The organism is Ferrovibrio terrae (assembly GCF_943371255.1).
GTDB lineage: Bacteria > Pseudomonadota > Alphaproteobacteria > Ferrovibrionales > Ferrovibrionaceae > Ferrovibrio > Ferrovibrio terrae_B.
In genome coordinates this window covers 1-4,855 of the sequence record NZ_CALRUC010000183.1, presented here as the reverse complement: position 1 = coordinate 4,855, position 4,855 = coordinate 1, and the positions used below count along the sequence as shown (strand labels likewise).

The following is a 4,855-nucleotide window of genomic DNA, read 5'->3' as shown; positions in this document are numbered from 1 at the left end:
CGCCAGTACAGGCCAAGCAGCAGCGGCGGGGCAAAGTTGGCCACCGCGCAGAACGAGATCATGCCGATCGAGGCGAGCGGCAGATAGCCGGCGATCCAGGTGTGATAGATATAGGCGGCGATCAGGATGACGACGACGGCGGCGCGGCGCACATTGAGCACGATCTGACCGACTTCATGCGAACCACCGGCGCGCGAGCGCAGCAGCAGCGGCGTGACCAGTTCGTTTGACACCATGATGGAAAGCGCCATGCAGGCAACAATCACCATGGAGGTCGCTGCCGACAGGCCACCGATGAAGGCGAAGACCGAGAGCGCCAGCTGGTTGCTCATCAGGGGCAGGGTGATGACGAAGAAGTCCGGGTTGGTGCCTTTCTCGGTCAGCAGCAGGCCGGCGGCGGCGATCGGCACGACGAACAGGTTGATGGCGATCAGGTAGGTGGGGAACAGCCAGCGGGCGGCCTTCAGGTGGTTGGGGTCGTTGCCTTCCACCACGGCGACATGGAACTGCCGCGGCAGACAGAGGAAGGCAAAGCCCGAGAGCAGCGTCATGGCAATCCAGTTGGTGCCCAGCCCCTTGCTCAACTGATCGGCCAGGCCGGGCGATGCCTCCACCCGCGCCAGCAGGTCGCTGCCGGAATCGAACAGGCCGTAAAAAACGAACAGGCCTACGGCGACGAAAGCTGCCAGCTTGACCAGCGATTCAAAGGCGATGGCGAGCATCATGCCGCGATGCTGCTCGGTTGCCTGCACATGGCGCACGCCGAACAGGATGGTGAAGAGGCCCATGATGCCGGCCACGAACATCGCGGTGTCGCGCCAGGGTGGCGGCAGCGTGGCATTGAGCAGATGCGCCATCTCGCTGCCGACCAGCACCTCGAAGGTGACGCTGACCGCCTGCATCTGCAGCGAGATATAGGGCAGCACGCCGACCACCGCGAGCAGAGTGACCAGCACGGCAACAGCGCGGCTTTTGCCGTAGCGCGAGCCGATGAAATCGGCAATCGAGATCACGTTCTGGCGCTTGGCGATGCGGATCATCTTGGCCATCACCGGATAGCCGGCGGTGATCGCCAGGATCGGGCCGACATAGATCAGGACGAAGTCGGGGCCTGACAGGGCGGCGCGGCCGACCGAACCGTAGAAGGTCCATGAGGTGCAATAGATCGCCAGCGACAGGGCATAGATCGTCGCGCCGCTGCGGCCGCTGTACCAGCGCGAGCCGAGCCGGTCGCCCAGATGGGCGACAGCAAACAGCAGCCCGAGATAGCCGAGCGACAGAAGCAGAATGGCGCTGCCTTGCAGCATCTGGTGTTTTCTCCCCGTTTCGGCCAGTAAATCTCCCCGGCCGGCCCCTGTCTATGGGATTAGGGGCGGGCCGGACAGTTGCGGCACCCGCCGGGGCAGGGTCTGCTGGATGGATGACGCTGCTGTTCAGGCTGTTGAAACTCCTTCTGATGGCGCTGGCGCTGTTCTGGGGCGGCGGCCTGCTGCTGTTCCGGTTTGTTGATCCGCCGGCGACTCCGCTGATGCTGATCCGCTCGGTCGAGCGCGGCAGCGCCGTGCAGTATCGGCCACTGCCGCTGACGGCCGTGGCGCCGGCTTTGGCCCGGGCGGTCATTGCCTCGGAGGATGGCCGCTTCTGCCTGCATCGCGGCATTGATCTTGATGCCGTGCAGGACGCGCTCGACGATTACGAGGAAACCGGCCGTCTGCGCGGCGCCAGCACCATTTCGATGCAGGTGGCGCGCAACCTGTTCCTCTGGCCGGGCGGCGGCTTTGTCCGCAAGGCGCTGGAGGCGCCGCTCGCCCTGGCCCTGGATGCCACATGGCCCAAGCGCCGCATCCTGGAGGTCTATCTCAGCATCGCCGAGATGGGCCCGGGCCTGTTCGGCGCCGGGGTTGCCGCACAGGCGCATTTCGGCATCCCGGCCAGCCGGCTGAGCGATACCCAGGCGGCCCGGCTGGCTGCCATCCTGCCCAGCCCGAATCGCTGGAACGCGGCCAGTCCAACAGCCTATATCGAACGCCGGACCGGCATCATCCGGGGGCGCATGGGCCAGCTCGCCCCGACCCAGCTTGGCTGTATCAATTGACGCACCCCCGGGCCGGTCGGCGCCCCGGGGGCTGTACGGCGCTGGGGCCTGTGGGATAATTGATCATGACTTCGCCCGCTGCCCTTCATCTGGCCGGAGACGAACCCGCCCGCGTGCCGATGGGCAAGGTTCTGCTGCAGAGCCTTGCCGCCGCCAGTGTGGTGGGGCTCGCCGGTATCGGCGTTTTTGCACTCAGTCGCGCCATCGATGTCAGGTCGGCCTCGATCCTGTTCGTGCCGGTGATCCTTGGCGCCGCGATTTTCGGCGGCATGATCCCGTCGCTCACCGCAGCCGTGGCCGCGCTCGCGGTCTGTTCAGTGCTGTTCTACAACCCGGCCTTCAGCCTGCCGGATGCCGATCCGCAGGAATTTGCCGACATCTTCGTTTTCGCCGGTGTCGCCATCGCCTCCAGCCAGCTGGCCGGCTATGCGCGCCGCGCTGCGGCCACCTCGCGACGGCGCGAAGCCGTGCTGGAATACCTGCTGGCTTTTAACCGCCGCATCAGTGCCGTGGTCGACCCCGCCGAAACGCCGACCGTGCTGGCTGATGAACTCAGTCGCGGCCTGGACTGCGCTGTTGCGATCTATCTGGCCGATGGCGCGGCGCTGACCTGTGCAGCGACCGCGGGATCGTTTGGCGAGATGACCGCAGATGCCGTGGCGCAGGCGGCCTGGCAACGAAGCGATGGCGGTGACGGTGACGCTTCAACCTATGTGCTGCGCAGTGGTGGCCGGCCTTTCGGTATCGTCGTGCTGGGGCCGGGCCAGGCAGACCGGCTCGACCCGCTGGCGATTGCGGCCATGATGGAACAGTCCGGGCTGGCGCTGGCGCGCATGCGTCTGGCATTGCGGGTGGAAGAGGCGCGGCTGCAGGCCAAGGCCGAGGGCCTGCGCGAGGCGGTTCTGGGTTCGATTTCCCATGACCTGCATACCCCGCTGGCCTCGATCCTCGGCTCGGTCACCACGCTGGAGAAATTCGGCCCGATCTGCGATGACGCCACCCGTGCCGAGTTGCAGTCCACCATCCGTGAGGAAGCCGAACGACTGGAGCGCTATATCCGCCGGATGCTCGATCTCACCCGCATTCGCGCCGGCCGTCTGGCGCCGCAGGTCGAGCCGGTGGATGTCGCCGATATTGCCAATGCTGCCCTGAAGCAGAGCCAGAAGGCCCTGGCGCGGCATCACCTGGAGTCGGATGATCTGCTCGACCTGCCGATGGTACAGACCGATCCGGTGCTGATCGAGCAGGCGCTGGTCAATATCCTGGAAAACGCGGCCAAATATTCACCGGTCGGATCGACCATCGCACTGCGCGGGCGTGTCGAGCAGGATCGGGTCGTGCTGAGCGTGCAGGATTCCGGTATCGGACTGCAGATGAGTGACGTCCAGGAGATATTCGCACCCTTCTACCGTGCGGATGCCTCGTCGGGCCAGGTGGCCGGTAACGGCCTCGGCCTGATGGTCAGCAAGGCCTTTGTCGAGGCCGCGGGCTGCGAAATCTGGGCAGAAAGCCGCGGGGCGGGGCAGGGTGCCGCCTTCCATATCGGCATGCCGCCGGCCAAGACATTGCAGGTGGCAGATGAAGGGGAAGCCGCATGAGTGACAAGCGCAAGATTCTCATTGTCGACGACGAGGTGCAGATCCGTCGCTTCCTGCGCCCGGCGCTGGCCATGCACGATTTCGACGTGATCGAGGCGGCGACTGGCGCCGAGGCATTGGAGGCTGCGGCCAAGGAAGAGATCAGCCTGGTTGTGCTCGACATGCAGCTCGGCGACCAGGATGGCCTCGACGTGCTGCGTCGCCTGCGCGAATGGAGCTGGACGCCGGTGATCGTACTGACCGTGCGTAACCGCGAGGCCGACAAAATCCGCGCCTTCGAATGTGGCGCCGACGATTACCTGACCAAGCCCTTCAGCATTGCCGAATTCCTCGCCCGGGTGAATGCCGTGATGCGTCGGGCGCCGCCGGCCGCCGACGAACCGCTGTTCGAGGTGGGCGGTCTGACGGTCGATCTGGCGCGCCGCCGGGTGGTGGTGGATGGCGCGGAGGTGAAGCTGACGCCCAAGCAGTATGGCCTGCTGCAGCATCTGGCCCGCCATGCCGGCAAGGTGGTCACGCATGAGCAGTTGCTGCGCGGTGTCTGGGGCGATGAACATGCCGAGGACGTGCATTACCTGCGCATCTTCATGCGCAAGCTGCGGCAGCGGATTGAGCGCGATCCGGCGCGGCCAACCTATGTGGTGACGGAGCTGGGGGTCGGCTACCGCCTGCTGGCGGCTGACCAGCTGGAGACCGCGGTCCCCTGATGACAATTAAAACGCGCTGAACAGGCCCGGCTCCGGCCGGGAGGCTTGCGCGGACCGGGGCGGGGACGATTAAGTACGGGCGTCCGATCCGCAACTGAAGCGCAAGCAAAAATGTCCGAGAATCTCTACACCCTGATCCGTTCCCGCGTCGCCGATCCGGCCAAGACCTTCATCGAGACCGGTGAGGGGCGGATATTCAGCTATGCCGATGCCTTTGCGCTGGCCGAACGCTTCGCCGGCACGCTGGCGTCGCTCGGGGTGCAGCCAGGCGACCGAGTTGCCGTGCAGGTCGACAAATCGGCCGAGGCGCTGATCCTTTATCTCGGCGTGGTAGCCGCCGGCGCGGTCTACCTGCCGCTCAATATTGGCTATACGCTGACCGAACTGGAATATTTCATCGGCGATGCCGAGCCGCGCGTGGTGGTCTGCCGGCCATCCGTCGAGAAGGATCTCGG

The 4,855-nt window shown here is 65.6% G+C and carries 4 protein-coding genes and 1 pseudogene; 4 read left to right on the top strand and 1 reads right to left on the bottom strand.

Annotated elements, in window-relative coordinates; translation table 11 throughout:
* Window positions 1–1,307, bottom strand: a pseudogene (locus AAG799_RS22320) (hybrid sensor histidine kinase/response regulator); the annotation flags it as partial.
* A 113-nt stretch (window positions 1,308–1,420) separates the two neighbouring features.
* On the opposite strand from AAG799_RS22320, the gene mtgA reads away from it, so the two are divergent.
* The 4 genes from mtgA to AAG799_RS22300 form a co-directional block, all read left to right on the top strand.
* The gene (mtgA, locus tag AAG799_RS22315; protein ID WP_341899280.1) at window positions 1,421–2,095 is read left to right on the top strand and encodes a monofunctional biosynthetic peptidoglycan transglycosylase; all 675 of its coding nucleotides are present in this window, start codon (window positions 1,421–1,423) and stop codon (window positions 2,093–2,095) included.
* A gap of 65 nt (window positions 2,096–2,160) precedes the next feature.
* Window positions 2,161–3,693: an ATP-binding protein gene (locus tag AAG799_RS22310; RefSeq protein ID WP_341899279.1), complete on the top strand. Its 1,533-nt coding sequence runs from the start codon at window positions 2,161–2,163 to the stop codon at window positions 3,691–3,693.
* A complete protein-coding gene (locus tag AAG799_RS22305; protein ID WP_341899277.1) occupies window positions 3,690–4,400 on the top strand; it encodes a response regulator in 711 nt (236 codons plus the stop codon). Before AAG799_RS22310 ends, AAG799_RS22305 begins: the two co-directional genes overlap by 4 nt.
* A gap of 111 nt (window positions 4,401–4,511) precedes the next feature.
* Window positions 4,512–4,855: AMP-binding protein (locus tag AAG799_RS22300; protein ID WP_341899275.1), on the top strand; the 344-nt coding region annotated here is incomplete at its 3' end.